This is a genomic window from Halosolutus sp. YCN4, assembly GCF_059736495.1.
Map to the genome: position 1 here is coordinate 497,186 of NZ_JCASSM010000003.1, position 23,796 is coordinate 520,981.

Genomic DNA, 23,796 nt, shown 5'->3' on the forward strand with positions numbered 1-23,796 from the left:
GCCGATTACACGTCGACTTTCCAGGTCGTACTCGAGGAGTAACCCCACTTTTCGATCTCGATCTCGTAGTCACCTTCCTGGAGTGCGGTGATGTTCGCACCGACCTCCTTGGCCGTCATCCCGAGCTCTTTCCCGATGAGCCGCGACTTGAAGTACGTCTTCGTCGCCGCGTTCTCCCGGAGGTACTGGAGAATCTGCCGCTGTTTGCTCGTGAGGTCGGGGGCCATTGCAGTGCTCATACTCGTTGCAACGACGGCGTCACCCTTAGGGGGTTTGGTACGGGAAGTTAACCCGGCGCTGTCCTGCGGTTTTCCCGGCCAGTAATCGTGGAATAATCGATCCGAAAGGTGGCGTTGGTACGACCGGTTAATTCGTCCGGACCGACGACACTCCGATTTCCGGAACTGTTTCGGCGTGTAATGCCGGCCTACCTACGGCTCGATGCCCGATCGAACGAGCGGCCCGAACGCACAGGCGACGGCTTCGCCGAGCGCCTGCGTCCGATCGGTCAGGCCGTCGGTGAGTACGCCGGCGGCCCCCTCGGCCTCGGCGACGTTCTCGGTCCCGAGGACGTCGTCCATGACCGGCCCGAGTTCCTCGCCCGCCTCGAGTCGCGACGCGATACGATCGGGGAGGCGAAGCGTCGGGCCGCCGGCGCGCTCGATGCGCTGCCCGTCGGTCGCGACAGCCCACATGATCAGCGAGACGCCCTTCACCCCGTCGAGTCGGGCGACACCGCCTTCGAGGCCGACGCCGTACGTCGCGTCCGTCCGATCGAGCGCGCGTCGGGCGCGGTTCTCCGCGCCCGTGACGGTTTCCTCGATCGACCACGGTTGCTCTGGGACGCCGGAGTCGACCGAGACGGCGCTGACGGTCGGATCGAATCGCTCGAGTCTCCGTTCGACGGCTGCGACCTTGACCGGGTTCGTGCTCCCGACGGCGACGTGCATGGTCGCCGTTCCCACCGGGACGGTTTGACTGCCTCGTTTCGCGCTCGCTCCCTTGCTTGAATGTTTGCATCTTTCATGCCAGTTCCGACGAATTACCCGTTTTCGAGCGTTGTCGGGCCGGTATTTCGAAACTGTTAAACCGTGGCTGTCTGAACGAGGTAGATAACGAATCCGTCCGGCTTTTGCGCGTGGTTCGGCCGGACAGCACTCGCCATCGCAATGACAAACGCACCATCGAACACCAGAGTACGGCGTACCGAACAGGAAACGACGGACGAAACGACCGCGCAGGAGGAAAACGCCCTCGTTTGCCCGGAGTGTGCGGGCAACCTCGTCGTCGACGACGAGCACGGCGAAACCGTCTGTGAGGACTGCGGCCTGGTCGTCGAGGAGGACTCCGTTGACCGCGGGCCGGAGTGGCGCGCGTTCGACGCCACCGAGAAGAACGAGAAGTCCCGCGTGGGCGCACCCACGACGAACACGATGCACGACAAGGGGCTCTCGACGAACATCGACTGGCGTAACAAGGACGCCTACGGCAACTCGCTCGGTTCGCGCCAGCGCGAGAAGATGCAGCGCCTGCGCAAGTGGAACGAGCGCTTCCGCACCCGCGACTCCAAGGAGCGCAACCTCAAACAGGCCCTCGGCGAGATCGATCGGATGGCCAGCGCGCTCGGCCTCCCGACGAACGTCCGCGAAACCGCCAGCGTCATCTACCGCCGGGCGCTCGACGAGGACCTCCTCCCGGGTCGATCGATCGAGGGCGTCTCGACGTCCTGCGTCTACGCCGCCGCGCGCCAGGCCGGCGTCCCCCGCTCGCTCGACGAGATCGCGGACGTCTCCCGCGTCGAGAAGAACGAGATCGCCCGCACCTACCGCTACGTCGTGCGGGAACTGGGCCTCGAGGTCCAGCCCGCCGACCCCGAGAGCTACGTGCCGCGGTTCGCGTCGGGACTCGACCTCTCCGACGAGGCCGAACACCGCGCGCGCGGCCTGCTCCAGAACGCGAAGGAGAAGGGTGTCCATAGCGGCAAGTCGCCGGTCGGTCTGGCCGCCGCAGCGGTCTACGCCGCCGCCCTGCTGACCAACGAGAAGACCACGCAGGCGGCCGTCAGCGACGTCGCGGACATCTCCGAGGTCACGATCCGGAACCGCTACCACGAACTGCTCGAGGCCGAAGAGACGCTCGGTCTCGCGTAACGGCCGTTTCGCCCGGTCCCCGCGGAACTCGCCGGAACGACACCGTTTTTCGCGCCGTCGGCCACAGTATCGACCAGCAATGACGCTTTCGTTCGACACCTTCGTCTGTGCCGCCTCGACCGCCGATCTCGCGGACGCGGCCGATCCGATCGCCCGCGAGCACGCCGACGCGATCGAGTACCGGATGGATCTCGACGACGACCCCCTGGCCGCACTCGAAGCGTACGACGGCGACCTGCCGATCCTCGCGACGAACCGCGCCGACTGGGAGGGCGGCGAGTGGGCGGGAAGCGACGACGATCGGCTCGACGCGCTCGCCGACGCGACGGCGATCGACGCGGTCGACGCGATCGACGTCGAACTCGCCGCGGTCCTCGACGGCGACGCCGAGGACCTCCTCGAGACCGCGCGCGATCGGGACGTCTCGATCGTCGTCTCGGCCCACGACTTCGAGGGAACGCCGCCCCGCCCGGAACTCGTTCGGACGCTGACGGAGGCCGGCAAGTACGGCGACGTCGCGAAACTGGCCGTGACCGCGGAATCGAGGGCCGACACGCTCGCCCTGCTCTCGGCGACGGAACAGTTGACGGCCCACGGCGACACCGTGGCGACGATGGCGATGGGGGAGGCGGGACGTCACACGCGGGCCGTGGCACCGGTGTACGGCTCCCGAATCGGGTACGCGCCCGTCGATCCGTCCGACGCGACCGCGCCCGGACAGTACGACCTCGAGACGCTCTCGCGACTCGTCGATCGGCTCTCGTGATCGGGACGACGACGGTTCGGGGTTGGGGCCGGCCCGCAGACAGTCTGCCGTGCCGAGGGACCGGTGAAACGGCGACCGTCCAGGGGCTGTACCGGAACTGACGAGCAGGAGTCCGTCTCACTGGACAGATTTCGAAACTGCAATCGAAATCGGAATGTTAAGGGCGCGGGTCCCCTACCACCCTACAATGACGTGGACGACGTGGCTTCGTGCGCTCGCCGCTGCCGGTCTCTCCGTGGTCATGCCTGGCGCAGGTCACGCTCTCATCCGGGACTGGATCCGTGCGCTGGTCTTCTCGGGTCTCTTCCTCTCGGCGTTCGTGATTCTTTTCCCCACCGAACAGCTCGTCGCTGCTGGCACGGTAACGGAGGGGATGGACGTCATGACCGAAGAAACCAGTACGCTGAGTCGGTTCGTCCTCTCGTTTATCGTGCTGTTTGCCACGATCGACGCGGCCTTCCGGGCGATGGGATTCCCGCCGAACGCGGGTGATCCCGCCGACGGCCCGACCTGTCCCGAGTGTGGCAAGGAACTCGACGAGGATCTCACGTTCTGTCACTGGTGTACGACGCGGCTGGAACGGCCCGCAGTCGACGACCGGGAGGACGAACCGACCCAGCCCTAGCCGGCGATCGGTGAACTACCGGGGGCTGCGAACGCGAGTCGCGGGATATAATCACACTAGTAGTACTTCCACGGAGGCTTTTTCCGCGGTCCGCGGATACCGGGACCAGCGACACCCATCGCGACACGAATTCAATGACTGACCACCTCTCCACGCCGGACCGCCAGCACGCGGCGGGATCGGTCCGGTTCGACCAGTACGTGACCTACGAGGACGACGACGGCACGGTCGTCTGCGATCGATCGAACCCGGCCGCCTGGATCCGGGCGACCGAACTGGTTCCCTGCCGGCGGTAGTGCCGTTCGGGGGAATTCCCCGTTCGACGGATCCCCCGGTGGCGCCCATCGCCGTCCGAACGCGCGACGAGGAGCGACCGCCTCACGGACGGCGACCGCCTCACCGACAGCGACCGCACACGAACGTCGACGAGTCCGTCGCCTCGAGTTGCGGTTCCGGCAGGTAGCGGCCGCACTCGGCACACCACGTCCAGTAGATCCGGTACGCCTCGTCCGCCGCTGACGCCGGATCGTCGTGACCGTCGATCGTGATCGACCGGTCTCCGACGCTGGCGACCGTCCCGTCGATCGGCGCGTGCTGGGCGACGCTGATGCCGTCACCCGGTCGGGCGATCATCTCGCCGGCCTCGAGTTCGTCACCCGTGCGAACGATCGGTTCGCTCGGGGTCACGATGCCCTCGAAGTCGGGGTTGGTGATCAGCGGAACTGAGACCCGATCAGGATCCAGCGTCTCGGTCGGCTCCGTCTCGTGGACGCTCTCCTTCCAGGCCGCCGGCGCGAGGACGTTGACCCGACCCCCGCCGAGTTTGTTCTCCTCGACGACGGACTCCTCCATCACCAGCAGGCAGTTCGTCCGCTTGCGCACGCCGAACCGATCGGGTGCGCGATCGATCTCGAACGACCACCCCGGACCGCCGTCCAACAGGACCTCGTTCTCGTCGAGGTCGTCCGTTCGGCCCGCGGCCTCGAGGAGGTCCGTCGCCGGCGTCCCGATCGGGACCTCGAGGAAGCGGTGACGCGGCACCCGCCCGTCGACGTGGACGAATTTCCGCGTCATCGGCTCGCCGTCAGCGAGCGCCCGAGAGACGTTCAGCAGCGTCTCCGTGTTCTGGACGATCCAGCCCTCGTCCATGGGGAGGTCGTCGCCACCGAGGACGACGCCCGCGACGAGGCGCATGAGGACGCTCTCCATCCCGTACTCGTACCTGTCGTCGGTGTAGGCCACGACGATCCCCGTCTCGTCCCCGTCGAGCGGCAACTCCTCGGGTTCGTAGACCGTGGCGCCGGTGGCGGTCTCGAGCGGTTCCAGCCACGCCTCGCGGTCCGTCTCCTTGGCGGCGATCACGATCCGATCGAACGCCCGATCGAGCAGGCCGTCGAACAGCGTCGCCAGTTCCTCGGTTCGATCGCGGCCCAGCCACTTGTCGATGTAGTAGTTCGGTTCGCTCTCCTGGTGGTTGACCAGCAACGAGTCGACCTCGTCCAGTCGCTCCCACTTGGCGTACGTGGGGAATCCAGCACCGCCAGCACCCGCCAGGCCGGCGTTGCGGAGTGTCACCGCGAACTCGGGCAGTTCCAGCTGTCGAAGCCGGTCTCGAGTGACGCTCATGGCCACCGTGTTCAACGGCACCTATTGGCATAGTATTTGCCAACAGGTGGCGTAAAATACTGAAAATACTACGCGTTAAAAGGATTTTAGCTGTGATATCGACTAACAATTCGTAAAGGAATCACTCGAACTGGCGATACTCGTCAGCCAGTCCAGAGGCATGTGGTATGACATCATTATCCAGTGTTGGCCGAGCGAGACGTCGCGCGACCTCACTACTTCTCGATAATACTCTCCTCGACGGCCTCGCCGAAGTGGCGCGCGGTGTCTTCGTAGTACAGCAGGAGTTCGTCGCCGGCCTCGAGATCGGTGACGGCCGTCCGCCCCTCGCTCGTCGGCACCTTGATCGTCTCCGCGTTCTGGAGGAGCGTCTCGATCCGATCGCCGTCCTGGGTCTCGAGGGCGATCCGGAACATCGGCCGCTGTTCGATCTTGACCCGGCCGACGATCGCTTCGCGGGTGTTACCGTCGGTGTCGACCACCTGGACCTCGTCGCCGCTTTGCAGTTCCGAGAGGTACTTCGTACCGCCGTCGGGGGTGCGGACGTAGGCGTGGACCGCGCCCGCGTTGACCCGGAACGGTCGGGAGGCCACGTACGGCGACTCGGCCGTCTCGGCGTGGACGAACACGAGGCCGCGAGCCATCGACCCGACGAGCATCCCCTCGTCGTGTTCGAGCAGGCTGCCCGTGTCGACACAGACCCGATCGGCGCTGCCGACGCGTTCGACGTCCAGCACCTCGGCGTACTCTAGGTCGAGCGACTCGCGTTCGGCCTCGTCGCGAACCTCGACCGTGCCCCGGATCTCGTCGGGATCGTCCGAGTCGAGCAGGACGGCGTCGGCCCCGATCTCGAGTGTCTCGAAGGCCGTCTTGGCTTCCTCGGCGCTGGTCACGCCCGCGACGAGGTCGGTCTCCTCGCCGATCCGGGCGATCAGGTTCTCCAGCGGGATGATCGTCCAGTCCTCGCCGACGACGATCGTGTGATCGGCCTCCTCGGCGGCCGTCTCGGCGAACGCCTCGTACTCTTTCCCGAGGATGCGGACGTAGGCACCACGATCGAGGTCGCCGTCGCGACGCAGCGTCGAGAGGTCGGCAGACCCCGAGAAGTCCTCGGGAAGATCGATCGACGCGTCGCCCTCGCCATCTTTCCCGACGATGACCGCGTCCGGCCGTGCGTCCGATTCGTCGTCCTCGTCGGCCTCGGCGTCCTCGATGTCGTCGACCAGCGTCACGTCGCCGTCGGTGCGAAACGCCGCGACGTTGATGTCGCCGAGTTCGCGAACGCGCTCGACGTCGTCCTCGTCGACCAGTACCCAGTCGGCGCCCGCCTCGAGCGCGGCGGTGATCCGCGCCCGGCGATCGTCCCAGTCGCCGACGGCGTCGTCGGCCTTGACCCAGACAGCTCTCGTCATATCACGACTCTCGAAGGGAATCGGCTTGAACGTGGCGGATCGCGCAGGATCGTCAGACGCCGCGGGGTCCGGAACGCGATCGGCGTCAGCAGGTGCCGGTACTCTGATCGATCGCCGTATTGTCGAATTAGAACATATAGTATCGATACCCACGATAGTAACGATAGTTCGGATACTTTCACAGAAGTTGATAATATCTACCCGGCCGATCGATCGAGTATGGGCCAGCGCCACCTCGAACCGGACGCCGAACTGACGATCGACTGCGCCGCCCACCGACTCGAGGTGGATCCCGTGGCCGCCGTCGCCCGCGCGGTGTTCGACCACGCGGGCGACTTGGCGACGATCGAGTACGGTCGGACGGCGGCCGTGCTCGGAGCCGTACGGCTCGCCGCTCGCCGCACCGACGTCGGCGACCTCGACCGCGAACGGGTCGCGGACGTGTTCGACGTCGACCCGGATCGGGTCGTCGCGGCTGACGACCTCCAGGCGCGGTACCTGAGTCCGCCCGCCGACGCCGACGAGATCCGGTCGCTGCGACGGACGCTCATCGTGGCCCGCGAGGTCCTGGCCGCGGTCGAGCGCGACCGCACCGCTGGCCCCGAGCTCCCCGGCTCGCACCTCGCTGACGCCGCGCCCTTCCTGCTCGCGCGGGCGAGCAGTCACCTCGACTCCCGCACCGATCGCGAGTTCCGGGGACTCGACGCGGCGGCGCTTCGCGACCACGTCGAGCGCCTCGAGGCCGACCTCGAACTGGCTCGGCTGGGGACGAAACTGTACGCGCTCATTCACGCCGACTGAGACGGACTGCTGTCCGTCAGTCCCGGCGCGCGCGAACGGAACGCGGATACGTCGATCTATCGGTACAGCAATCCGTACGAATCGCCTTCGGCCCACCTCCCCGTCACCGGCCGCCTACCGTGGCTCGCCGGCGTCGTCCGCGATCTTGTGTCGGAACGCCCGATAGGCGTTTTCGCCCCGCTCGGTCAATTCGACGACGCGCCGGCGGCCGACCGACTCGATCGTGACGTAGCCGTCCTCGGCGAGCGGGTCGAGGACGTGCGTATCCAGCACGCGGAACGCCCCCTTGTCCTCGCCGGCGCGCTCGTCGGGCGAGCGCCGATCGGCCATGAAGGAGAGGTCGTTGTCCCGGGCGTACTCGATGAGGTCCTTCTTCTTCGGTGGGGCCGTCCGATCGTCGTGGTACCCGTCCCAGGCGGCTGGATCCGCCAGGAACGCCATGATCGCGACCTGGTCGGCCGTCGGCGACTCGATCGGGTAGGTCGGCACCGATTCGATCTCGTCGACGCCGAACGAGACCGGTTCGGTCGTCCCGTCGTGGGCGTACGTCGACGGTTCGACGTAGTAGGCGTGGGCGTTCGTCGAGACGTCCATGCACGCGATCGTCGCGCCGATCGCCGGAATCGTCCCGGCTCCGGACACGTTGACGTACACCTGGTCGTCGGCGTGCTCGTCGGCGATCGTCGTCACGTCCCCGAGGACGGCGTAAACGTCCGACAGATCACACTCCCGGGTTCGAATCTCCGGCACGATCGACGCGAGTTCCTCGCGCAACTCGTCGTGATAGTCCGCGGTCGCCGTCGCGTTTCCCTCGGTGTGTCCCCCGTCGGTCTCGCCCCGACGTTCGTCGCCGGTCCCACCGCCGGCGTGTTCGCCCTGGAGCAGGTAGACCAGATCGGCCCGCTGGTCCCGGATCGGTTCGACGATCCGATCGTACTCGTAGCCCAGCGGCACGACGTGGACTCGCTTGACGACGTCCATACGCCGTCAGGGAACGGGAGACTATAGTAGCCATCGAAACGTCAGCGCTCGTGGACGTCAGCGAATCGTCCCCCGCCGTCACGAACGGCCTTCGTTGCGTGCGAAAGCTTGAGAACGATCGCCCGCCTATGGTAGACGAATGGCCGCGTACGACGCGATCTGTTTCGATCTCGACAGCACGCTGTGCGAACCCAGCCGGGACGCCGAGACGCTCCTCGAGCGAACCTTCGCTCGCGCCGGGGTCGACCAGTTCTGTACGTCGGCGGAACTCCGGGCAGCCGTGCCGTCGCTGCCGACGGTCGAGACCGATCGCGAGTTCTACGAGCGCCTCTTCGCCGAAGTCGCGAGCAGGGCGAACGTCGACCCCGACGTCTCCTCGTCGCTCGCGAACCGGTATCTCGAACTGCGGGATCCGACCGCCGTCCAGTTCAAACCGGGCGCCGAGGCCGCCCTCGAGCACGCCCGCGAACGCGGCCGGGTCGGCCTCATTACCAATGGCGGCCGGGAGACCCAGACGAAGAAACTCCGGGCGCTGGACATCGAGGACGCCTTCGACGTCCGGGTGTTCACCGAACCGAGTGCGGGGATCTTCCCGAAACCCGACACGGCCCCGTTCGAGCGCGCCCTCTCGTCGCTCGAGGCAGGCCCCGATCGGGCGATCCACGTCGGCGACTCGTTGCACGCCGACGTCGCCGGGGCGAACGCGATGGGAATCGATTCGGCGTGGATCGACACCGGACACGGCCGATCGGCCGCCCACGAGCCGACGTACGAACTCGCGTCGCTCGAGACGTTCGATCGGATCGTCTGAGTGGTCGAAGACCGACCGGAACCCCAGCCAGCAGACCGCCTACTCCTCCGCGGGGACGAGGTCGACGTGAACCACGGCCCGGTACTGGCCGGCCGCGACGTCCTCGATTCGCTTCAGCAGGGCCGCGACGCGGCCGAAGCTGTCCGGGAGTTCGAACGGGTCGTGCTCGTGGTCGGCGCGTTGCTTGCAGACGGCGACGAACGACCGGACGTCGCCGACGGCGCTCGGTGGGAGGTAGACGACGCCGAGGTCCGTCCCGTCGGGGACCTGTTCGTCCCAGGTCTCGATCAGCGACTCGATCGCCTGCCGCGGCGATCGGGTCTGCTCGACGAGGTCGTCGACGTCGATCGCGGCGTCGTCGCCGAAGCCCTCGAACACCTGCTCCAGTTCGTCTCTGTTCGCCTCGAGCGACGGTGCGGCCTCCAGCGCGTCGCTCGCCGCTTGAAGCGCCTCGATCTCCGCTCGACGGGCGGCGACCGGGTACACCTCGTCGTGAGTCTCCTCGGCGAGCACGTACGAGTTCGCCATGGTCGCACCGTCACCCGACGACGACTGCCCCAGCATCAACTCGAGTATTCCCATGAATGGACCTGCAAGCGACGGCGGAATAAGTGTTCCGTGCTCTTTCGTCGCACCCGGTCGCTCACCACTCCGCGCCCAGCGCGGCCTTCGCACCGCCGTAGCCGCTCGCCGTCGTCCACGTTCGGCCGCTCGCAACGTGTTCGACCTCGTAGGTCCCGCCGCAGCCCCCACAGCGGTACCGATCGGGCGCCTTCACCGGCTTCGAGGCGCGGTGGCGCGTCGCTTCCCACTCGCAGTCCGGGTCCCGACACCGGAGCACGTACCGCGGCTCCGAGAACGATCGGCAGTGACGCGGCGCGTCGAGGGCCGCCGCCCGATCGCGAAACCGCGGCCCGTGGCCGGACTCGCCGAACTGCTGGAACTCCCAGGCGTGGACGAGTTCGTGCCTGACGACCGCCGCGAACTCCGGCCAGTCGTACGCCTCGTAGGCCCGCCGCGCGAGGACGATCGTGGCCGCCTCGCGATCGGGGCGCCACCGGCAGGCGCCGGCGCGTCGCTTGGCCCGCTCGGAGACCGTCCACTCGAGGGCGTCGCGATCGATCGGCAGGTCGTGCTCGGCGAGGACCTCCCGGGCGTGGATCCGCGCTCGCGCGACGATCTCGTCCGCGAGCGTGTACCCCTCGTCGCTCACGGGTCGAGCCAGGGGGACCGGAACCGAAATTCTTCCGGTCCGACGGGTCGGCCGACTCCGGTGGCCCTTTGCGCACCCGCGACGATCGATCGGACATGACCCAGAGCGATCCACGTCTCCCGGAGCCGCGCGCCCCGGACCCCGCGGATCCCGTCGATCCGGCCGCGCTGGTCCTGCCCGCGGTCGCTGACCCACCGCTGAACGAGCGCGAACCGTGGCTCGATCGCCACGAGATCGTCGACGCGCTGGCGGTCCCCGGCGCGGAGACGCCGGTGTACCTGACGGCCGAGGGGATCGCCCTCACGACCACCGGTCTCGGCAAGAGCGACGCCGCGACGACGACGGCGTCGCTGCTCGCGGCCCCCGGCCTCGATCTCGACTCCGCGTACGTCGTCACGGCGGGGATCGGGGGCGCATCGCCGGACACTGCCGCCCTCGGTTCGGTAGTCGTCGCCGACGCCGTCGTCGACTGGGACCGGAAACACCGCTGGGATCGATCGACCACGGGAACGGACGGGGCCGAGACGACTCCCGAGGCGAAGGCCGACCGGCCGATCGACCTCCTCGCCTACCGACCGTGGGACAACGTCTGGCACCTCGACGACGGGATGGTGGAGGCGGGCATCGACGCGGCCCGGGAGGCCGATCTCCGGGCGGATCCGGCCGCCCGGGAGTACCAGCGGGAGTACCCGACCGCATCGGATTCGGATCCGACGGTCACGACCGGGACGACGGTCTGTGGCGACGAGTTCTGGCACGGCCCCCGCTACGCGCGGCAGGTCGAGTGGCTCTGCGAGCAGTACGACGCCGCGCCCTACGCGACCACCCAGATGGAAGACGCCGCGACCGCCACCGCGCTCGAACGGTTCGGTCTGCTCGATCGCTACCTGAGCGTGCGGGCGATCGCGAACTACGATCGAGCGCCGCCCGGCGGGTCGGTCGAGGAGAGTTTCGAGGGTAGCGAGGCGAGCCTCGCGCTGGCGATCGACAACGCCGAGCGGGTCGGCGCGGCCGTCGTCGATCGGCTCGTGACGACAGATCCGCTCGGAATCGCCGGGCCCGATCCCGAAGCGACGGATTAGAGCACGCCGTCGCGGACGAGCGATTCGAGCGCGGAGACGACGGCGTCGGCCTCCCGCGTCCGGACGGGAAGGCTCTGCTCGAGTTGAACCCCGCCCCGATCGCCCGCTGCGAGCCAGTTGACGAAGTTGTTCGGGCTGACTCCGCCGTATGGGCCGCCGTCGACGGCCTCGACCGGGTGCGACACGGCTCCCTCGAGACGATCGGCGACCAGTCCCTTGCTCCCGTCGTCGATCCCACCCCCGACGACGACGCGATCGTCGCCGAGCCCGTGGAGGCTGATCACGGTCTCGAAGCCGCGATCGGCGACCTCCCCGAGTAGGGGGTACTCGTCGGGCGCGATGGCCGACGACGGCGGGTGCCACAGGTCGAACTCGCGATGGACCTCGTCGTAGCCGAGACAGGCCCAGCAACTGGCGTTCGGGAGCCGAGCGGCGAGGTCGACGGCCTGCTCGGCGGTTCCCGGTTCGACGCGGCCGCCGTGGGCCGCACAGACCAGCACCTCGTCGTTCGCGCCGTCGTCGTACAGCAGTTCGGTGAGTCCGCCGGTCTCGGTGCGCTCGACGGTGTGGGTTCGGAACGTCGATCCCGACACGTCGCAGGGGTACGGCACGAGCCAAAATAGCTCTTGGCCGTCCGGGACCGGGATCCGGAACCGGCCCAGGAATTTATTAGCAGCTGTTCGGTCTAGCCGGTCGTGACTCCCGTTCAGACGACGTCGGCGCGGGAACTGGCGTCGGCCATCCGGAACGGCGATCGGTCGTCGCTCGACCTCGTCGATCGCGTCCTCGATCGCATCGCGGCCCGTGACGACCTGAACGCCTACGTAACGGTACTCGAAGAGAAAGCCCGCGAACGCGCCCGCGAGGCCGACCGCGCGGCCGAAAACGGCGAGGATCTCGGACCGCTGCACGGCGTCCCGGTCGCGATCAAGGACGTCCGCGATCGCAAGGCGGGCGTCCGGAACACGATGGGGCTCGCCGCGCTCTCGGAGAACGTCGCCGGCGAGGACTCGATCACCGTCGAACGGCTCGAGGCCGCGGGTGCGGTGATCGTCGGGACGACCAACACGCCCGCGCTGGCCCACACGATCAAGACGGAGAATCGCCTCGTCGGGGCGACGCCGACCCCGTTCGACGACGAGCGATCGGCCGGCGGCTCCTCCGGTGGGTCCGCGGCGGCGGTCGCGGCCGGCCTCGCGACGGTCGCCACCGGATCGGACATCGGCGGCTCCCTCCGGGTACCAGCGTCCTGCTGTAACGTGATCGGGCTGAAACCCAGCTTCGGGCGCGTACCGGTCAACGCCCGGACCGACCGGTTCGGGACCCACGCGCCGTTCATGGTCGGCGGGCCGATCGGCCGCTCCGCCGCGGACGTCGCGCTCGCGTTCGACGTGTTGTCGGGGCAGGATCACCGCGATCCGTTCGCCGTCCCCGACGGAGACGACGATTTCTTCGCAGCGCTCGATCGCCCGACGGACGACCTCTCGATCGCCTACAGTCCGGACCTGGACCTCCAGCCCGTCGACCCGATCGTCCGCGAGACCGTCGGAGCGGCCGTCGACGACCTCGCGGCCGCAGGCGCGACGGTCGAGCGCGTCGACGTCACGCTTCCCGACTACCGCGACCTCCGGAGTGCCTACTATACGCAGGTCGGGAGCTACTTCGCCGCGGTCGCCGCCCAGATCGAGGAGCGATTCGGGATCGATCTCGAGCGCGCCGACGTCGAGGAGACGCTCCTGTCGACGATCGGACTGGCCGACGACACGAGCGCGATCGACGAACGGCTGGCGAACGTCCCCCGGACCGCGGCCTACGACGCGATCGAGGCGGCGGGTGGCGACCACGACGTCCTCGTGACGCCCACGCTCACCGTTCTGCCGTACGGCAAGCGCCTCAGCGATCGCTACCCGACGGAGATCGACGGCCAGTCCGTCGACGGAATTCCGACCGACGCGATGCTGACGTGGGTGTTCAACATGACCGGCCACCCCGCCGCGTCGGTTCCCGCCGGTCTGAGCCCGGACGGGGTACCGATCGGCTGCCAGGTCGTCGGTCGCCGCTACGCCGAATCCGACGTTCTGGCCGTCGCCGCGGCGATCGAGCGCGAACGGCCCTGGGTCGGGCACTATCCGGACGAATATAGTAGCAACTGAAACGAGTTACACACTGATCGCACAGCCGCCCTGCGATCAGGTGTGCAGTGACTTTCAGTTGCTGCTATAGAGCACCGAGACCGAGAGCCGTCGGAGAAATCAGGGCGCGGCGTTCAGGCCTCGATCGCCAGTTCCGCCGTCGACAGCGCCTCGTCGGTCGAGAGGTCGTCGTGAATGACGCCCGAGACGGCCGTCGCGATCGCCTCGGGGTCCTCGTGCTGGAAGATCGATCGGCCCATGGAGATGCCCGCGCCGCCGGCGTCCATTACGCCGCGGACCATCTCGACCGTCTCGCGATCGGTCCCTTTCGAGCCCCCGGCGATGACGACGGGGAGCCGGGTCGACTCGACGACGTGCTGGAAGCTCTCGGCGTCGCCGCTGTAGCCCGTTTTGACGATGTCCGCGCCGACTTCCTCGGCGAGACGGACCGCGTGGCCGAGCGCCTCGGGATCGGTCGAGTCGACGCCCGGGCCGCGGGCGTAGGCCATCGCGAGAACGGGCATGCCGTACCGTTCGGCTTCCCGCGTGACCTCCGAGAGCTGCGTGATCTGGTCTGGTTCGTAGTTCGAGCCGACGTTGATGTGGAAGGAGACGGCGTCGGCCCCGACGCGGACTGCCTCTTCGACGGTCCCGGTCAGTCGCTTGTCCTGTTCGTCGGGCCCGATCGTCGTCGAGCCGTTGAGGTGAACGATGTAGCCCTTGCCGTTCTTGTTGTCGTGGACGCGGGGCGCGATCCCCTTCTGCGTGAGGACGGCGTCGGCACCGCCGCGGGTGACGCCGTCGATGGTCGATTCGATATCCTTGAGCCCCGTTACGGCGCCCATCGTGAGGCCGTGGTCCATGGGGATGATCATGTAGGTACCGTCTGTGCCGATGCGATCGAGTCGTGCGTCGATTCCGGTGGATGTGGTCATTGCGGGACAGTAGCAAGCTTGCAGTTATGGCTGTTCTGGTTCCGGTGCATCTTCCGCGGTCGCGCCGCGTCGCGCGCCGCGTTTGAGTTCCGCCGCCGTGGCCTCGAGTTCGGCCGCGGCGTCCCCCTCTGTGCCGTGCTCGGCGACGTTCTGGGACTCCGTCCCAGAGCCTGCTGCGCTGTGCTCAGCGATGATGTCGACGAGCGCGCTGCCGACGATGACGCCGTCCGCGCCGGCCTCGATTATCTCGGCGGCGTGTTCGCCCTCGCTGACGCCGAACCCGACCGCCTTGGGTACGTCGTACGCCGAGAGTCGCGCGAGGCTGTCGTGGGTCGCCGTCGAGACGTTCGCCCGCGCGCCGGTGGTTCCGAGTCGGGCCTGGACGTAGGCGAAGCCCGACACCTGCGACATGATCCGATCGAGCCGATCGCCCTCGGTCGTCGGCGCGACGATGAAAACCAGATCGAGTCCGTGCTCGTCGCAGGCCTCGCGCAACGGGTCGGCCTCCTCGGCGGGGAGGTCGGGGACGATGATCCCCGAGAGGCCGGCCTCGGCCGCGCGCTCGACGAAGGGCCTAACGTCGGCCTCGGGACCGTACTGCAGGATCATGTTGTAGTAGGTCATCACCAGCAGCGGCGCCTCGGTCTCGAGGTCATCGACCAGTTCGAAAAAGCCCTGGGGGGTCGTACCCGCCTCCAGCGCCCGGTTGATCGCCGCCTGAATCGTCGGCCCCTCCGCGATCGGCTCCGAGAACGGCAGGCCGAGTTCGATCAGGTCCGCGCCGCCGCGATCGAGCGCCTCGACGTATTGCTTCGTGTCCGCGAGGGAGGGATCGCCCGCCGTGACGTAGGCGATCAGCGCTGGATAGTTCTCGCGGATGGCGGCCTCGACGTCGCTGTCGAGTTCCGTCCCCGTTTCGGTCATCCGTCGAACACCTCCACGTCCGGCGCGGCCTCCAGATCGCGCTTCTCGGTCTCCTCGAGCACCGTCTCGAGGTCCTTGTCGCCGCGACCGGAGACGTTGACGACGACGACGTCCCCGAGTTCGTCGTGCGATTCTTCGAGGTGTCCCAGCGCGTGACTCGATTCGAGCGCCGGGATGATCCCCTCGAGGTTCGAGAGTCGGTGGAAGCCGTTCAGCGCCGCCTCGTCGTCGACGGTGACCGGCGTCACCCGGCCGGTCTCGACGAGGTGGGCGAGTTCCGGTCCGACGCCGGCGTAGTCGAGTCCCGCACTGACGCTGTGGGATTCGACGATTTGGCCGTCCCCTTGCTGGAGGAGTTTCGTCATCGCGCCGTGGAGCACCCCGTCGGTCCCCGTCGAGAGCGTCGCGGAGTTGGGCGCGAGTCCCGCCGCCTCGTCGATCTCGAGGCTCGAACCGCCGGCTTCGACGGCGACGAGGTCGACGTCCTCGTCAGGAACGAACTCGTGAAACGCACCCATCGTGTTCGAACCGCCGCCCGCGCAGGCGACGACGCTGTCCGGGAGTCGCCCCGCCCGGTCCTGGATCTGCGCGCGAGCCTCGCGGCCGATCACCGACTGGAAATCCCGGACCAGTTTCGGGAAGGGGTGCGGACCGACGACCGACCCGATCACGTAGTGGGTCCGCTCGACGGTCGTCGCCCAGTCGCGCATCGTCTCGTTGATCGCCTCCTTCAGCGTGCCCGATCCCGCAGTCACGGGGTTCACCTCGGCCCCGTTCATCCGCATCCGGTAGACGTTCGGCCGCTGGCGGTTGATGTCCGTCCGGCCCATGTAGATCTCGCAGGGCATATCGAGGTGGGCCGCCGCCATCGCCGTCGCGGTCCCGTGCTGGCCGGCCCCGGTCTCGGCGATGATCCGCTCTTTGCCCATATACTTCGCCAGCAGTACCTGACCGAGCGCGTTGTTCAGTTTGTGCGCGCCACCGTGGACGAGGTCCTCGCGCTTGAGGTAGATCTCCCGATCGTAGCGCTCGCTCAACCGATCGGCCCGCTGGAGCGGCGTCGGTCGGCCGCCGAAGTCCCGCATTCGATCGCGGAACTCGTCCATGAAGCCGTCATCGTTCTCGAGGACGTACCGTTCGTAGGCGTCCTCGAGTTCCTGCAGGGCCGGCATCAGCGCCTCGGGGACGTACTGGCCGCCGTAGTCGCCGAACGTACTCTCGCTGTCGCGCTCCCGATTGCGTTCGCTCGTGCTCATGTCTGTGTCTCCGTCTCGTCTGTCGTCTCCGCGCGGGTCAATCGGCGCGTATTCTCCGACACGTCGCCGTTCCCGTCGTGATCCATGATCGCGCTCCCCACGAGCAAGGCGTCGGCACCCGCCGCGCGCATTCGCCGCACGTCGGCGGGCGTCGAGACGCCGCTTTCGGCGATCAGAGTCACGTCGTCCGGAACCGCAGGCGCGATCGCCTCGAACGTTTCGAGATCGACCTCCAGTTTCGCCAGATCGCGGTTGTTCACGCCGATAATCTCCGCGCCGGCCTCGATCGCGGTCTCGAGTTCCGCCCGATCGTGGACCTCGACCAGCGGCTGGAACCCGCGATCGCGGGCGGCCGTCACCAGCCCCGCGAGATCGTCCACGAACCGCGCGATGAGCAGGACGAGATCGGACTCGACGACGTCCAGTTGTTCTTCCCGCAGGAGGAAGTCCTTCCGGAGCACCGGGACGTCGACGGCTTCACGGACGCGAGTCAGCGCCTCGGGCGAGCCACCGAAGTGCGAGGGTTCGGTCAGCACCGAGATGGCCGCCGCGCCGCCGTCGACCATCGCCTGGGCCAGTTCGACGGGGTCGTCGTCGCGCGTCCCGTCGGCCGTCGGACTCGTCGGTTTCACTTCCGCGATCACCGGAACACGCCCGTCTGCCGCCGCCCGTTCGATCGCGTCCGGGAGCGACCGTGGCGCGACCGAGACGCGATCGTGGCCGTCGGCCGATCGCTCCCGCGCGGCCGCGAGGATCGACGCCACGGCCGGCGCGACCTCCGTTTCAGAGTTCATTATTGTACATCGACGTACTCATATGTACATAAGGCTTGCGCCATCCGCGCGGCCGGCGTTCGTGACGGCGGCGAGGCACGGGATCGGCGGGACCGGCGGATATTCAAGGATCGGCCCCCTTCGGGCAGGTATGGAAGAGGTCACCGACGCGGGGATCTACGCGCGGGAGTCGACCTACCTCGACCGGTACGTACAGATCGGTGCAGCGAGCGGCCGCGTCCTGCGGGTGTCGTTCCCGGAGACGCCGGAGACGGACGCCGAGGAGGACCACCCCGTCCTCGATCGGATCTTCGAGTACCTCGAGGGACTCGAGGAGATCGACTTCGACGACGTGCAGGTGGCGCTGACCATGCCGACGGACCAGCGTGCGGTGCTGGAACAACTCAGGGAGATCCCCTACGGCGAACAGGTCGGCGTGAAGAGCCTCACCCGGATGACCCCCGAACTCGATCCGGACGACCAGAACGACATCACGCTGGTGCGGACCGCACTCGACGCCAACCCTGCACCGATCTTGCTCCCCGATCACCGCGTTCGCGACGGCCCGAGCGCCGCACCACCGGCGATCGAACAGAAGTTGCGATCGATCGAGGGCCTCTGATCGGGGCTGATCGATCGAGGGCCTCTGATCAGGGCCAGCGTGCCCGGATCCTCGTTTTACCGCGGCGACGGCTCGCCGTGCCGCGTGTAGATCGCGTACCCGTAGAGGAGGATGCCGAGGAACACGGTGATCGAGGCGATCAGATCCAGTTCCGGGACGGCGAGGCCCGCCAGTTGCGTCACGCCGCCCACGACGAGACAGGTCGCGGCGGCGGTGATGGGATCGAGTTCGCGCGAGGACTGCCAGTAGAGGACGCTTCCGACGCCGATCGCGATGAGCCCGAACAGGGCGTCGGCGACGGAACGCGCGAGCGGGTCCCCGGTGATCGTCGCGTAGGCGAGCAGGAGAAAGTAGCCGACGACGCCGACCACGATCGTCCGGTACACCAGCGGCGGGGCATCCTCGAGTCTCGTCATATCACGTCGAACGAACGCCGTCCTCTTAGCTTTCGAGGACACTGGCCCACTCGAAGCCCAGCCCCTCGTGGACGACGAACTCGAGCGCGTTGATCCAGTAGTGGGCGACGACGACCACGAGGAAGCTTCCGGTGAGAACAAACCCCGCCGCGAGCACGAAGCCCAGCGCGCCGGTGACGACGATGCCGACGGTCCCCTGCATCCCGTGACCCAGCGCGAACGCGATCGAGGAGCCGAACGCCAGCAGCCAGACCGAGACGCCGAAGCCGGTCGAGATCGCACCGATCAGCGCCGCGCGAAAGAGCAGTTCCTCGAACACCGCGATGATCGGCAGGACGCCCACCAGGAGCACGACCCAGCCCTGGATCGAGTCCGGGGCCAGCAGTTCGCGCAATCCCTCGTCGTGGTCGAAGCCGAACCGCGTTGCGGCCGCCGCACCGACCTCGTTCGCGACGTAGAGGGCGACCCCGAACGCCGTTCCCCAGAGGATCCCGGTCTCCAGGTACGATCGCGAGACGTCGATGCCGAGCGCGTCCGCCGGAATACCGGTGTAGATCGCCGCGCCGATCAGTACGAGCGCGAACAGTCCCTGCGAGGCCGCCACGTTCGCCAGCACCATTCCGGTCGACAGCGATTCCGGGTCGACCTGGTGGTCGCGCCCGCCACGGGGCCGGGACGGGTACTCGAGCGTCCCGTCGGGCGATCGGGAATCGGCCGGCGCTCGATCGGCCTGCGAGTGGCGATCGGCGGGCGACGCGGACGACGGCTGCTTCTGCGACGATCCGCCCGCAGGCGCGTCGCGCTGGGGTTCGGCCCCGTCGTGTGGGTGGGGTTCGGACCCATCGTGTGGGCGCTCCTCCGTATCTGGCGACTCCCGGGCCGTCGGCGGCGACGATCGATCGATCGACGTCGGTCCGTCGGGTCCCGATTGAGGGAGTCGGGGCCCGAACACGTCCCGTGGATCCGGATCGGCGTCGCCGTCGGACGCGTCGGTCCCGCTGGTAACCGAGGCCTGCGTGAGATGCGAAAGAACGAGCAAGAGTACGAGGACGACGCCCGTTATCCCGGCGAACGTCGCCCACTGCGGCATTACTGCGGACTCGGGTTCGACCCGCTGGTCGAGCCGACGGCGCCGTGATCGAGCGCCGAGCCGGTGATCGACTTGAGCCGATCGACGAGCGAGTCCTTCTTCGGTTCGCCCATCAGGGCGACCTCCAGGACTTCGCTGATGTTCGAGCACGGGACGATGTCGACCATCTCCTCGTACTCGTCCTCGATCATCACGTCCTGTTCGTTGGCCTTCGGGATGATGACCGTGTCACAGCCGGCCTTGGCCGCGGCCTCGATCTTGTGCGTGACGCCGCCGACCGGGAGCACGTCCCCGCGAACGGAGAGCGACCCAGTCATCGCGACGGTCTGGTCGACCGGGATGTCCTCCAGGGCGCTGATGACGGCCGTCGCCACCGTGATGGAGGCGGAGTCGCCGTCGACGCCCTGCTGGCCGGTCTGGACGAACTGGATGTGGATGTCCTTCTCCGAGAGGTTCACGTCGGAGAACTTCTTGATGATCGCCGAGACGTTCTGGACCGACTCCTCGGCCATCTCCTTGAGCTGGCCGGTGGCGATGACCTGTCCCTGGCCCTGCGCCGGGGCGATCTCGGCCATCACGGGGAGCATGATCCCGCTGTCTTCGCCCATGACGGCGAGGCCGTTGACGCGGCCCTCGACGCCGCCCTCGGCGACCTGCAGCTCGTAGTCCTTGCGGCGCTCGATGTAGTCGTCTGCGAGCTGTTGCTCGATCGAGCGCGAGCGACCCTTGGCCTGCAGGACGTCCTCGCGGGTGGTGAACTCCCGGTCTTCGGAGCGGGCGATGTCGCCGGCGACGCGGACGAGGCCGCCGAGCGTCCGGAAGTGAAGCGTCAGGTGGTTCTTCCGGCCCGAGCGGCGCTTGGCCTCGAGGATGATTTCCTCGACGGCGTCGCGCGTGAAGTGCGGGAGCCGGCCGTCGCGTTCGACCTCCTGGGCGACGAACCGGGCGTACTTCCGGCGCATCTCGGGGGTGTCCTCGATGGTGTCCTCCATGTAGACCTCGTACCCGTACCCCTTGATCCGGTTCCGGAGCGCGGGGTGCATGTTCTCCATCGCGTCTAAGTTCCCCGCCGCGATCATGACGAAATCACAGGGGACGGGTTCGGTCTGGACCATCGCGCCCGAGGAGCGCTCGGACTGGCCCGTAATGGAGAACTCGCCCTCCTGGATCGCCGTCATCAGCTTCTGCTGGGTGCGGACGTCGAGCGTGTTGATCTCGTCGACGAACAGCACGCCCTTGTTCGACTTGTGGATGGAGCCGGGTTCGACCCGATCGTGGGACGGCGTCTCCATGCCACCGGACTGGAACGGGTCGTGGCGGACGTCGCCCAGCAGTGCGCCGGCGTGAGCGCCGGTCGCGTCCTCGAACGGCGCGGTGCGCTGATCGCCGTTGTCGACGATCATGTTCGGCACCATCGCGTCCGTGCCGCGAGAGGTGTAGCGGAAGATCAACCAGACGATACCCGCCGCGAGGATGCCGAGCAGGATGTTCGCGGTGAGGATCGCGTACCCGATGACGATCGCGATGATGATCCACATCAGGATCGATCGCATCTGGTTTCGCTTGCGGGCTTCCTCCTTGTGCGCGTCGATGATCTGTTCGCCCTTGCCTGCGGGAACGGTCCGCACCTTCGGCGCGTTCCCGTCGTCGGGGTTGTGATAGACGAGGACGTCTTGCAGGTCCTCCTGGGGCAGAAGCTGGCTCATCGCCTTCGCCAGCATCGACTTCCCGGTCCCCGGCGAACCGATCATCATCACGTGGCGACGCTGCTTTGCCGCCTTGATGATGATGTCTCGTGCCTCGTCCTGTCCGATGACCTGGTCGACGAGTCGATCGGGGACCTCGATGTCCTCGGTCGTGTCGATCTTGAGGCCGCCGAGGAGGTCGTCCTCGGCGTTCTCCTCGTCGACCTCGACGCCCGGATCGACCTCGACGTCGCTGCCGAGGTCCTCGACGGTCTCGATGTCGTCGTCACCGTCGTCGTCGGACACCGATTCGGGATCGAACTCCTCGATCGGGTCGTCGACGTCGTCGTGACGGTCGCCCTCCTCGAGCGGCGACCGATCTCCCTGACGCTCCTGGTCCTGGGTCTGCTCGTGAGACTCGTCCTCACGCGCAGGGGTCCCGGTAGCGTCTTCGGGAGGGTCGTCAACGTTCGTATCGTTGCTCATAGAACTCTGTTCAGTACCTGATTCGAAGGGATTGCCACTGATATACTTTCTCCATGCGGAGGATCGTGTCAGTTGGTGATACCGCCTTCTACAGCGGCCGACGGGCATGATTGGGGATTATCGATCAGGAATTTCGTACAGCCGCAATCGGCGTGAATTATCTCGGCGCCGACCTGTCCCTGCCGACGAACGTTCCGGGCTGGAGACCGGCGGCTCCTGACCGTCTACGTCGGGACTCGTCCGGACGAAGCGGCGACGGGCCGATACGGATTGCTGTCCCGAGTTCCCGGCGCACCCACAGACGGGGCGCGATCGCGCCGGAACTGACGGCCAGCAGTTCGTACGACGCTGGCCGAAACACGCCATGCTTAAGCGGACGCCACGAACAGTGTTTCCCATGACCCGGGGGTTCTACATCGGCCGGTTCCAGCCCTTCCACAACGGCCACCTCAGCATGGTCGAACAGATCGCCGAGGACGTCGACGAACTCGTCCTGGGGATCGGGAGCGCCGACGACTCGCACACGACCCGGAATCCGTTCACGGCGGGCGAACGGATCATGATGATCACGAAGTCCCTCGTCGACTACGACCTCGTCACCTACGCCGTCCCGATCGAGGACCTTGAGCGAAACTCGGTGTGGGTGAGCCACGTCCAGAGCATGAGTCCGGACTTCGACGTCGCCTACTCGAACAACCCGCTCGTCATCCAGTTGTTTCGCGAGGCCGACATCGAGATCCGTCAGTCGCCGATGTTCAACCGGGAGGTACTCGAGGGCTCGGAAGTCCGCGAGCGGATGATCAACGACGGCGACTGGGAGACGCTCGTTCCCGAAGCCGTCGCCGAAGTCGTCGCCGAAATCGGCGGCATCGAGCGGATCCAGATGGTCAGCCAGTCCGACTCGAACGGCAAGTAACCCCCGCGACCCCCGTCACCGTCCCCACCCCCTGATCGGACCGGCTCCCGCCCGCGGAGTGCCGATCGCGAGACGCACCGACTTTTACCGATCGCACGGCTACCCCCGGTCATGCTCACGCTCGCATCGGACTTCGGTTCCCCGTACCCGGCGGCGATGAAAGGCGTCCTCTGCCAGCGAACCGACGCGCGACTCGTCGACGTCGCCCACGACTTCCCCCGGCAGGACGTCCGGGCGGCCGCGTTCTGGCTCCGCGAGACGCTCCCGTACTTCCCGCCCGCGACGCACCTCGTCGTGATCGATCCCGGCGTCGGCACCGATCGGAACGCGATCGTCGTCCGGGCGGGCGAGCACGCACTCGTCGGGCCGGACAACGGCGTCCTGCGTCCGCCGGCGCGACGGCTCGCCGCCGAGGGCTCGATCGAGACGTACGCGATCGACGCGACCCGCCTCGACCCGGTCGAACCCGCGTCCGGGCCGGCGGCCGACGCCGACGTTCTCGGGGCGGACGGAGACGGCGACGGGGGACCCGCGAGCAACACCTTCCACGGCCGGGACGTCTTCGCGCCGGCCGCCGCGGCGGTTCACGACGTTCCGCTCTCGACGCTCGACGACCTCGCGTTCCTGACCCCGGCCGAGTCCGTCGTCGACCTCGAGTTACCGACGGCGTCCGTCGAGGACGACCGCGCACGCGGGGACGTACTGGTCGTCGACGACTTCGGCAACGTGATCACGAACGTCCCCGGCGGCTACCTCGACGGCCGCGAGCGGATCCGCGCGAACGGCGACACCGTCCCTGTCGGCGAGACGTTCGCGGCGGTTCCGGTCGGCGATCGGCTCGCGACGATCGGCAGTCACGGCTACGTGGAACTGGACGTCAACCAGGGTCGGGGCGACGAGGCGTTCGGGCTCGCACCCGGGGACGAGGTCGTCCTCGAGCCCGCGCCCAGCAGAGAGGAGCAATGACAGTCAGTGCACACCCGATCGCACGCCCCCTGTACGATCGATGTGGAGACGGTGCCAGCGACTACTCTCGCGCACCTGATCGGTCGCGGGACTGGCGTCTCGGTCGTCGGAACGCGCCCCGTCGCAAA

Annotated in this window: 26 protein-coding genes; 11 read left to right on the forward strand and 15 right to left on the reverse strand. The window is 67.6% G+C overall.

What is annotated here, in order from left to right:
- Nucleotides 1-5: 5 nt before the first annotated feature.
- Nucleotides 6-227 carry a DUF7123 family protein gene (locus AC6I6X_RS12935; protein ID WP_497931290.1) on the reverse strand — a complete coding sequence of 74 codons (222 nt, stop codon included), beginning with the start codon at nt 225-227 and terminating at the stop codon, nt 6-8.
- Nucleotides 228-431: 204 nt separating this feature from the next.
- Nucleotides 432-950 (reverse strand): inosine/xanthosine triphosphatase, encoded by a 519-nt coding sequence (gene yjjX / locus AC6I6X_RS12940; protein ID WP_497930936.1) that lies wholly within the window; start codon nt 948-950, stop codon nt 432-434.
- A 219-nt stretch (nt 951-1,169) separates the two neighbouring features.
- Between yjjX and AC6I6X_RS12945 the strand changes: the two genes are divergently transcribed.
- From AC6I6X_RS12945 to AC6I6X_RS12960, 4 genes are all read left to right on the forward strand, one after another.
- Nucleotides 1,170-2,150 (forward strand): transcription initiation factor IIB, encoded by a 981-nt coding sequence (locus AC6I6X_RS12945; protein ID WP_497930937.1) that lies wholly within the window; start codon nt 1,170-1,172, stop codon nt 2,148-2,150.
- Nucleotides 2,151-2,229: 79 nt separating this feature from the next.
- Complete coding sequence (locus AC6I6X_RS12950; RefSeq protein WP_497930938.1) at nt 2,230-2,916, forward strand: type I 3-dehydroquinate dehydratase; 687 nt, start codon at nt 2,230-2,232, stop codon at nt 2,914-2,916.
- Nucleotides 2,917-3,103: 187 nt separating this feature from the next.
- A complete protein-coding gene (locus AC6I6X_RS12955) occupies nt 3,104-3,541 on the forward strand; it encodes a zinc ribbon domain-containing protein (protein ID WP_497930939.1) in 438 nt (145 codons plus the stop codon).
- Nucleotides 3,542-3,675: 134 nt separating this feature from the next.
- Nucleotides 3,676-3,837, forward strand: a complete 162-nt coding sequence (locus tag AC6I6X_RS12960; RefSeq protein ID WP_497930940.1) for a DUF7331 family protein — start codon at nt 3,676-3,678, stop codon at nt 3,835-3,837.
- A gap of 100 nt (nt 3,838-3,937) precedes the next feature.
- On the opposite strand, the gene AC6I6X_RS12965 is transcribed toward AC6I6X_RS12960, so the two are convergent.
- Nucleotides 3,938-5,167, reverse strand: coding sequence for an NADH dehydrogenase subunit (locus AC6I6X_RS12965; protein WP_497930941.1), 1,230 nt, complete (start codon nt 5,165-5,167; stop codon nt 3,938-3,940).
- Between the two features lie 215 nt (nt 5,168-5,382).
- Nucleotides 5,383-6,579, reverse strand: coding sequence for a 3-dehydroquinate synthase II (locus tag AC6I6X_RS12970; protein ID WP_497930942.1), 1,197 nt, complete (start codon nt 6,577-6,579; stop codon nt 5,383-5,385).
- Nucleotides 6,580-6,798: 219 nt separating this feature from the next.
- Between AC6I6X_RS12970 and AC6I6X_RS12975 the strand changes: the two genes are divergently transcribed.
- Nucleotides 6,799-7,380 (forward strand): hypothetical protein, encoded by a 582-nt coding sequence (locus AC6I6X_RS12975; protein ID WP_497930943.1) that lies wholly within the window; start codon nt 6,799-6,801, stop codon nt 7,378-7,380.
- A 114-nt stretch (nt 7,381-7,494) separates the two neighbouring features.
- Here AC6I6X_RS12975 and AC6I6X_RS12980 read toward each other — a convergent pair whose 3' ends face one another.
- The gene (locus tag AC6I6X_RS12980) at nt 7,495-8,361 is read right to left on the reverse strand and encodes an HFX_2341 family transcriptional regulator domain-containing protein (RefSeq protein ID WP_497930944.1); all 867 of its coding nucleotides are present in this window, start codon (nt 8,359-8,361) and stop codon (nt 7,495-7,497) included.
- 139 nt (nt 8,362-8,500) lie between these two features.
- Between AC6I6X_RS12980 and AC6I6X_RS12985 the strand changes: the two genes are divergently transcribed.
- Complete coding sequence (locus AC6I6X_RS12985) at nt 8,501-9,172, forward strand: HAD family hydrolase (RefSeq protein ID WP_497930945.1); 672 nt, start codon at nt 8,501-8,503, stop codon at nt 9,170-9,172.
- Between the two features lie 39 nt (nt 9,173-9,211).
- Here AC6I6X_RS12985 and AC6I6X_RS12990 read toward each other — a convergent pair whose 3' ends face one another.
- Both AC6I6X_RS12990 and AC6I6X_RS12995 read right to left on the reverse strand, forming a co-directional pair.
- Nucleotides 9,212-9,754 carry a hypothetical protein gene (locus AC6I6X_RS12990; RefSeq protein WP_497930946.1) on the reverse strand — a complete coding sequence of 181 codons (543 nt, stop codon included), beginning with the start codon at nt 9,752-9,754 and terminating at the stop codon, nt 9,212-9,214.
- A gap of 61 nt (nt 9,755-9,815) precedes the next feature.
- Nucleotides 9,816-10,385 (reverse strand): SprT family zinc-dependent metalloprotease, encoded by a 570-nt coding sequence (locus tag AC6I6X_RS12995; RefSeq protein WP_497930947.1) that lies wholly within the window; start codon nt 10,383-10,385, stop codon nt 9,816-9,818.
- A gap of 95 nt (nt 10,386-10,480) precedes the next feature.
- On the opposite strand from AC6I6X_RS12995, the gene AC6I6X_RS13000 reads away from it, so the two are divergent.
- Nucleotides 10,481-11,467, forward strand: a complete 987-nt coding sequence (locus AC6I6X_RS13000; RefSeq protein WP_497931291.1) for a phosphorylase family protein — start codon at nt 10,481-10,483, stop codon at nt 11,465-11,467.
- Here the strand turns inward: AC6I6X_RS13000 and AC6I6X_RS13005 are convergent.
- The gene (locus tag AC6I6X_RS13005) at nt 11,464-12,060 is read right to left on the reverse strand and encodes a poly-gamma-glutamate hydrolase family protein (RefSeq protein WP_497930948.1); all 597 of its coding nucleotides are present in this window, start codon (nt 12,058-12,060) and stop codon (nt 11,464-11,466) included. The two genes, AC6I6X_RS13000 and AC6I6X_RS13005, sit on opposite strands and share 4 nt — an antisense overlap.
- Nucleotides 12,061-12,162: 102 nt before the next feature.
- Here AC6I6X_RS13005 and AC6I6X_RS13010 point away from each other — a divergent pair, with 102 nt between their 5' ends.
- Nucleotides 12,163-13,620 carry an amidase gene (locus AC6I6X_RS13010; RefSeq protein ID WP_497930950.1) on the forward strand — a complete coding sequence of 486 codons (1,458 nt, stop codon included), beginning with the start codon at nt 12,163-12,165 and terminating at the stop codon, nt 13,618-13,620.
- Between the two features lie 113 nt (nt 13,621-13,733).
- Here AC6I6X_RS13010 and AC6I6X_RS13015 read toward each other — a convergent pair whose 3' ends face one another.
- From AC6I6X_RS13015 to trpC, 4 genes are read right to left on the reverse strand one after another with little or no spacing between them, the layout of a single operon-like run.
- Nucleotides 13,734-14,534, reverse strand: a complete 801-nt coding sequence (locus tag AC6I6X_RS13015) for a 2-amino-3,7-dideoxy-D-threo-hept-6-ulosonate synthase (protein WP_497930951.1) — start codon at nt 14,532-14,534, stop codon at nt 13,734-13,736.
- Between the two features lie 24 nt (nt 14,535-14,558).
- Complete coding sequence (gene trpA / locus AC6I6X_RS13020; protein ID WP_497930952.1) at nt 14,559-15,458, reverse strand: tryptophan synthase subunit alpha; 900 nt, start codon at nt 15,456-15,458, stop codon at nt 14,559-14,561.
- Nucleotides 15,455-16,714, reverse strand: a complete 1,260-nt coding sequence (gene trpB, locus AC6I6X_RS13025) for a tryptophan synthase subunit beta (protein ID WP_497930953.1) — start codon at nt 16,712-16,714, stop codon at nt 15,455-15,457. Before trpB ends, trpA begins: the two co-directional genes overlap by 4 nt.
- Nucleotides 16,711-17,508, reverse strand: coding sequence for an indole-3-glycerol phosphate synthase (trpC, locus tag AC6I6X_RS13030; RefSeq protein WP_497930954.1), 798 nt, complete (start codon nt 17,506-17,508; stop codon nt 16,711-16,713). The genes trpB and trpC overlap by 4 nt, the downstream gene beginning before the upstream one ends.
- Before the next feature lie 130 nt (nt 17,509-17,638).
- Here trpC and AC6I6X_RS13035 point away from each other — a divergent pair, with 130 nt between their 5' ends.
- A complete protein-coding gene (locus AC6I6X_RS13035; protein WP_497930955.1) occupies nt 17,639-18,109 on the forward strand; it encodes a methylated-DNA--[protein]-cysteine S-methyltransferase in 471 nt (156 codons plus the stop codon).
- A 56-nt stretch (nt 18,110-18,165) separates the two neighbouring features.
- On the opposite strand, the gene AC6I6X_RS13040 is transcribed toward AC6I6X_RS13035, so the two are convergent.
- Genes AC6I6X_RS13040 through lonB form a run of 3 tightly spaced genes read right to left on the reverse strand, consistent with a single transcriptional unit; the run spans nt 18,166 to nt 21,786 of the window.
- On the reverse strand, nt 18,166-18,525 hold the full coding sequence (locus AC6I6X_RS13040; protein WP_497930956.1) for a hypothetical protein: 360 nt from the start codon (nt 18,523-18,525) through the stop codon (nt 18,166-18,168).
- Between the two features lie 25 nt (nt 18,526-18,550).
- Nucleotides 18,551-19,615, reverse strand: a complete 1,065-nt coding sequence (locus tag AC6I6X_RS13045) for a CPBP family glutamic-type intramembrane protease (RefSeq protein ID WP_497930957.1) — start codon at nt 19,613-19,615, stop codon at nt 18,551-18,553.
- Nucleotides 19,615-21,786 carry an ATP-dependent protease LonB gene (gene lonB, locus AC6I6X_RS13050; protein ID WP_497930958.1) on the reverse strand — a complete coding sequence of 724 codons (2,172 nt, stop codon included), beginning with the start codon at nt 21,784-21,786 and terminating at the stop codon, nt 19,615-19,617. The genes AC6I6X_RS13045 and lonB overlap by 1 nt, the downstream gene beginning before the upstream one ends.
- 397 nt (nt 21,787-22,183) lie before the next feature.
- On the opposite strand from lonB, the gene AC6I6X_RS13055 reads away from it, so the two are divergent.
- Nucleotides 22,184-22,702: a nicotinamide-nucleotide adenylyltransferase gene (locus AC6I6X_RS13055; RefSeq protein ID WP_497930959.1), complete on the forward strand. Its 519-nt coding sequence runs from the start codon at nt 22,184-22,186 to the stop codon at nt 22,700-22,702.
- Nucleotides 22,703-22,813: 111 nt separating this feature from the next.
- Nucleotides 22,814-23,668 carry an SAM hydrolase/SAM-dependent halogenase family protein gene (locus tag AC6I6X_RS13060; protein ID WP_497930960.1) on the forward strand — a complete coding sequence of 285 codons (855 nt, stop codon included), beginning with the start codon at nt 22,814-22,816 and terminating at the stop codon, nt 23,666-23,668.
- Nucleotides 23,669-23,796: the final 128 nt, after the last annotated feature.

Bases quoted from the DNA above. Each gene is read 5' to 3' on its own strand.
- AC6I6X_RS12935 (WP_497931290.1), bottom strand. From the start codon at position 227: ATGGCCCCCGACCTCACGAGCAAACAGCGGCAGATTCTCCAGTACCTC.
- yjjX (WP_497930936.1), bottom strand. From the start codon at position 950: ATGCACGTCGCCGTCGGGAGCACGAACCCGGTCAAGGTCGCAGCCGTC.
- AC6I6X_RS12945 (WP_497930937.1), top strand. From the start codon at position 1,170: ATGACAAACGCACCATCGAACACCAGAGTACGGCGTACCGAACAGGAA.
- AC6I6X_RS12950 (WP_497930938.1), top strand. From the start codon at position 2,230: ATGACGCTTTCGTTCGACACCTTCGTCTGTGCCGCCTCGACCGCCGAT.
- AC6I6X_RS12955 (WP_497930939.1), top strand. From the start codon at position 3,104: ATGACGTGGACGACGTGGCTTCGTGCGCTCGCCGCTGCCGGTCTCTCC.
- AC6I6X_RS12960 (WP_497930940.1), top strand. From the start codon at position 3,676: ATGACTGACCACCTCTCCACGCCGGACCGCCAGCACGCGGCGGGATCG.
- AC6I6X_RS12965 (WP_497930941.1), bottom strand. From the start codon at position 5,167: ATGAGCGTCACTCGAGACCGGCTTCGACAGCTGGAACTGCCCGAGTTC.
- AC6I6X_RS12970 (WP_497930942.1), bottom strand. From the start codon at position 6,579: ATGACGAGAGCTGTCTGGGTCAAGGCCGACGACGCCGTCGGCGACTGG.
- AC6I6X_RS12975 (WP_497930943.1), top strand. From the start codon at position 6,799: ATGGGCCAGCGCCACCTCGAACCGGACGCCGAACTGACGATCGACTGC.
- AC6I6X_RS12980 (WP_497930944.1), bottom strand. From the start codon at position 8,361: ATGGACGTCGTCAAGCGAGTCCACGTCGTGCCGCTGGGCTACGAGTAC.
- AC6I6X_RS12985 (WP_497930945.1), top strand. From the start codon at position 8,501: ATGGCCGCGTACGACGCGATCTGTTTCGATCTCGACAGCACGCTGTGC.
- AC6I6X_RS12990 (WP_497930946.1), bottom strand. From the start codon at position 9,754: ATGGGAATACTCGAGTTGATGCTGGGGCAGTCGTCGTCGGGTGACGGT.
- AC6I6X_RS13000 (WP_497931291.1), top strand. From the start codon at position 10,481: ATGACCCAGAGCGATCCACGTCTCCCGGAGCCGCGCGCCCCGGACCCC.
- AC6I6X_RS13015 (WP_497930951.1), bottom strand. From the start codon at position 14,534: ATGACCACATCCACCGGAATCGACGCACGACTCGATCGCATCGGCACA.
- trpA (WP_497930952.1), bottom strand. From the start codon at position 15,458: ATGACCGAAACGGGGACGGAACTCGACAGCGACGTCGAGGCCGCCATC.
- trpB (WP_497930953.1), bottom strand. From the start codon at position 16,714: ATGAGCACGAGCGAACGCAATCGGGAGCGCGACAGCGAGAGTACGTTC.
- trpC (WP_497930954.1), bottom strand. From the start codon at position 17,508: ATGAACTCTGAAACGGAGGTCGCGCCGGCCGTGGCGTCGATCCTCGCG.
- AC6I6X_RS13035 (WP_497930955.1), top strand. From the start codon at position 17,639: ATGGAAGAGGTCACCGACGCGGGGATCTACGCGCGGGAGTCGACCTAC.
- AC6I6X_RS13040 (WP_497930956.1), bottom strand. From the start codon at position 18,525: ATGACGAGACTCGAGGATGCCCCGCCGCTGGTGTACCGGACGATCGTG.
- AC6I6X_RS13045 (WP_497930957.1), bottom strand. From the start codon at position 19,615: ATGCCGCAGTGGGCGACGTTCGCCGGGATAACGGGCGTCGTCCTCGTA.
- lonB (WP_497930958.1), bottom strand. From the start codon at position 21,786: ATGAGCAACGATACGAACGTTGACGACCCTCCCGAAGACGCTACCGGG.
- AC6I6X_RS13055 (WP_497930959.1), top strand. From the start codon at position 22,184: ATGACCCGGGGGTTCTACATCGGCCGGTTCCAGCCCTTCCACAACGGC.
- AC6I6X_RS13060 (WP_497930960.1), top strand. From the start codon at position 22,814: ATGCTCACGCTCGCATCGGACTTCGGTTCCCCGTACCCGGCGGCGATG.